The 4,070-nt window shown below is 66.0% G+C and carries 5 protein-coding genes; 1 reads left to right on the top strand and 4 read right to left on the bottom strand.

The genetic code is table 11. The annotated features are described in order from the left end of the window. The 3 genes from LQV16_RS23070 to LQV16_RS23060 form a co-directional block, all read right to left on the bottom strand. Positions 1-811 (bottom strand): NAD-dependent epimerase/dehydratase family protein (locus LQV16_RS23070; protein WP_229996163.1); only part of this gene is annotated, 811 nt, incomplete at its 3' end. Between the two features lie 134 nt (positions 812-945). After that, positions 946-1,833, bottom strand: coding sequence for a response regulator transcription factor (locus tag LQV16_RS23065; RefSeq protein WP_229996162.1), 888 nt, complete (start codon positions 1,831-1,833; stop codon positions 946-948). A 261-nt stretch (positions 1,834-2,094) separates the two neighbouring features. Continuing rightward, positions 2,095-2,991: an MSMEG_6728 family protein gene (locus tag LQV16_RS23060; protein WP_229996161.1), complete on the bottom strand. Its 897-nt coding sequence runs from the start codon at positions 2,989-2,991 to the stop codon at positions 2,095-2,097. A 145-nt stretch (positions 2,992-3,136) separates the two neighbouring features. On the opposite strand from LQV16_RS23060, the gene LQV16_RS23055 reads away from it, so the two are divergent. Beyond that, positions 3,137-3,709 carry a hypothetical protein gene (locus LQV16_RS23055; protein WP_229996160.1) on the top strand — a complete coding sequence of 191 codons (573 nt, stop codon included), beginning with the start codon at positions 3,137-3,139 and terminating at the stop codon, positions 3,707-3,709. 112 nt (positions 3,710-3,821) lie between these two features. On the opposite strand, the gene LQV16_RS23050 is transcribed toward LQV16_RS23055, so the two are convergent. After that, positions 3,822-4,070: LysM domain-containing protein (locus LQV16_RS23050; protein ID WP_229996159.1), on the bottom strand; the 249-nt coding region annotated here is incomplete at its 5' end.

Below are 4,070 nucleotides of genomic sequence, written 5' to 3'. Positions count from 1 at the left end.
TTTCCCCGCCCGTCGTCGAGGCCCCGCCCGCCGAAGTGCCGCCCGTGGAAGTGCCGCCCGCCGAAGCGCCGTCCGCCGCGCCAGCAGAGTCCGACGCCGGCCGGGGGAGTCCCAGCTCCGCGGCCAGGAAGCCCAGCACCTCGCCGAGCTCGGCCGGTTCGTTGTCCACGCCCAGATACACGGGCGCGGGAACCGTGTCCATAGTGCACAGATGGACGATTGCCGCGGCGGCGTCGTCGCGGTGGATACGGTTGGTGAAGCGCGACGCGGCGGGAATTACCGCGCTTCCGCCGCGCACCTGGTCGATCAGTCGCGTCCGGCCGGGGCCGTAGATCCCGCCGAGCCGCAGTACCACGGGGGTGATGCCGGTGCCGCGCAGACGGCTGTTGAGGAGTTCCTCTGCCTCGCGGATGATGCGGCCCGAGAACCCGCCGGGTTCCGGCGTCGTGCGTTCATCAATCCAGCCGCCGCCGGCGTCGCCGTAAACGGCCGTCGAAGAAACAAACAGGATCCGGCGGACACTTGCCCCGGACGCCAGGACCGCGTCCAGCACGTTCGACAGACCGTCCACGTAGGCAGCCCGGTAGGCATCCTCAGTCGGGGCATCCGCGGCAATCGCGACGACGACGGCGGTGGTGTCCGCCGGGATGGGCGGCAGCTCACCGGAGCTCAGGTCAGCGGCGACCCCTTCGATGGCGGCCGGAAGTTTCTCCGGCGACCGGCGCCACCCCACCACGCGGTGGCCTGCAGCCGCGAAACGCAGCCCGGCCTCGGTGCCCAGATCGCCGCAACCGGCCAGCAGTACAGTCATAGGGCCAGTCTGCCAGCCTTCGGGAAGCCCTACGGACAGGCGTGAGGAATTCTTGGATCCTGGCGCCGCTGAAATTCCGGGCCCGCCGCTGAAATTCCGGGCCCGCCGTCCGTCGGGCAGGCCGACAGGTTTGCTCACCCTTCGACCGGTGCCATCCGGTAGCCAACGCCCCGTACCGTGCGGATGAACCGCGGTTCGCGGCCTTTGTCACCAAGCTTCTTGCGCAGGTTGCCGATGTGCACTTCCACGAGGTGCTCGTCCCTGGGCCATTCGGTGCCCCACACATGGGTCAAAAGTGCCTTCCGGGTCCACACCCGCCGAGGCGCTCGGGCCAGGGTCTCCAGCAGGTCAAATTCGGTGCGCGTCAATTCCAATTCGACGCCGTCAAGGGACGCCGCACGGCCTTGGACCTCGACAACTAGCGGCCCGTGACGGACGACGCCGTTGGCATCGGCATGCCGGACGTCGGTACCTGCCGCTGAGGTGGACTCGGGCGACGAATGGATGGACATGCCGGGCGAGGCGTCGTCCGCCCGGCGTCGCAGGGCACCGGGCAGGTGGTGTGTCTCAGGCGCTGAGCCGCCGGGCGCGGCCACCATGAAATCCGTGGCGCGACGTCGCGGCGTGGGACGTTGAGGGGTTGGCCGGTGGCGCCGCATCACCGCGGTCACACGGGCCTGGACGGAGCGCGGGCTGAACGGCTTGCGGATGAAATCATCCGCACCGATCTCCAGTCCTATCAACTCGTCAACCTCGTCCGCCCGGGCCGTGATCATGACGACATAGGCGTCGGAGAATTTGCGCATCCGGCGGCACACTTCCACGCCGTCCAAATCGGGGAGGTTCAGTTCCAGCGTCACAAGGTCCGGCCGATGTTCCTGGATGTTCAGCATGGCTTCGGCCCCGGAACTAGCCTCAAAAACGGCGAAGCCCAGCATTTCCAGTGTCCGGCGGATGAGGAGCCGAACATCACCGTCATCATCTACAACCACAGCGCGGAGCTGCCCCGGTGATTCCAACATAACTCCAGCTTCCAAGACCAAGAGACCCGTGTGTCACAGTCACCCCACACGCCACAGACTGTGACGCAAGCCACAGGAGCAACAGTTGGACTCAGGCTAACACGGTTTTCTTGAGCAAATGTTGAAGTTTTAGCCGGTCGTGGTTTGAAGCTGGACTGCCAGAGTTGAAGCTACAAGTCCAGCCGCTCGGACAGAAAGCGCCATCAGTGCCGGACGCGTTCGGCGCCGGCCAGCTACCTCGCCGGATCCGGAGTTGTCCGTCTACCGCGCCGGAACCGGGAAGAAAGCCCGCGGGTCCTGCATCAGAGCCGGGTAATCGAAGGCGGAGCGATCCACGATCTCGTCCACCTGGAAGTTCCGGGCGAAGTGGCCGTCAACGGTGATCGGACGGCCCAGGACCTTGCCGATGGCGAAGGAGGTGCCGCCGTTGACCGGGATGGCAACCACGGAGTTGCCGGGAAGGGTGGTGAACGCCTCTTCCTGCTGCTGGCGCTTGCGGGTGGGCTTCTTGACGAGCTGCTTCGGGGGCAGCTTGCGCACCTTGCCCGGGCGGCGGGAGCCTGATTCGGCGTAGACGAACTGGTAGTCGTCGTCCGAGGGGGCCTTGGCCCGTCCCACGGGCGGCAGGCTGACAGTCTTCAGCTGCTCGGGCTCGGTGTCTCCGAGCGGCAGGCGCAGGACCCACATGCGGTCCCCGGCAGGATCCTCGGGCACAAGCTCGTGCTTCGGTTCGGGCCAGACGTACTCCAGGTCCGGGTCCGTGCCTGGGAATACCTGTGTGTAGAACCGCGGATCCTTGGCGATCAGCCGGGACCGGTGGCTGAGGTGGAAATCCGGATTGCCCAGCCATGGCGGCATCGGGATCTTGGCGGCGTAGTCGGGGTGGGCAGCCTGCGGGGCGAACTCCATGATCTTCTCGCGCGTGGTGTCCTCGCCGCCGCGGGCCGTCCATTCATCCACCATGGCCAGCCCGTACATTGTCAGCGCGGGAACGTACCCCATCCACATCCGGACAGCCGGGTGCGACTGCCAGCCGTACTCCGGGATCACCAGCGCACGCAGGATCTGCAGCGCCTCAACACGCTGCTTGCCGAGCCGCTCGCGGTCCAAAACCGCGGCGCTCTGCTGGAAATCGGGGAAGGGGAGGAAAGTCTGCATCTCTCCAGTTTGAGGCCACACGACGAAACCACCAATTGCACAGGACCGTGCGTGCGCGTGTTCACATTTTGGAATGAAGCAGACATCTCATTACGGAGGGGCGTAATATAGCAGGACCCCATCAATGTCGCCCGGAGGACACGCCATGAATCCAGCCCCTGTTGTGCCGTTTGTGCCGAAATACGGACAACTGCTCGGCCCGGAAGCGAACGGCATTCTGGTGCTCGAGGAAGTCATTCTTGACCCGGTGGCAGCCCGTAAGGAACAGCACGGGTTCCGCGCCGCAATGGCATCGTTCGCGCTGACCATGCGGCGGATACTGGCGTTGCGCCTCTGCATCGCCGTTGTGGCGATCGCCAACCTGCCCCTCTTTCTGCTCAACACGGGCTGGTGGATTTACGCGGTCTCACTGACCCTGGTGGTTGCAGTCCACGCCGCGGTGTCCTGGCTGAACCGTCAGGAGCCGCGGATCCGGCAGCGCCGCATGCTGGAACTGCATCTGCACCGGGAGCGGAGCGACAATTACCGCAAGGTCCGCGACGCCGTGAAGTACGTCATTGACGCCCCTGCCCGGATGAATGAAAGCCTCTACCTTGAGCTCCTCGCCGCGAAGCGGGTAGCCCTGCACTTGGCCATGGGCACGGTGGCCGTGCTGGACACGAGCGACGACGCCGCGTGGAAACTGCAGATCGTCCGCGAACTCCCGCAGGCTGCCTGAGCCGCACGTCTAAGGCCGCAGGGCTCACCGATTACAGCGCGACCCGATTACAGCACGACGCCGGAGCGACCCTCGAGGGAGCGCTCCGGCGTCGTTGTTTAACGGTGTAGCCCTATCCGGGAAGCTGCAGCACCTGGCCCGGGAACACCAGGTTGGGGTTGCTGATGGTCGCCGTGTTCGCGTCGGCCAGCGAGTGCCAGCCTCCGGCGATGTTGAGCTTCTCGGCGATTGTGCTCAGGGTTTCGCCGCTCCGGATGGTGTAGGTCTGGCCACTGACGGATACCGGTGCAACGTGGCGGGGTGCCGGGACGGCTGCCCTGGGGGCCGCTTGCCGGGCAGCCACCTTGGCCGGGGCGGGAAC

The organism is Arthrobacter sp. Bi26, assembly GCF_918697925.1.
In the GTDB taxonomy this organism is placed as follows: domain Bacteria; phylum Actinomycetota; class Actinomycetes; order Actinomycetales; family Micrococcaceae; genus Arthrobacter.
Note: the sequence above shows the minus strand (reverse complement) of the source record. Positions and strands in the feature narration are given on the sequence as shown.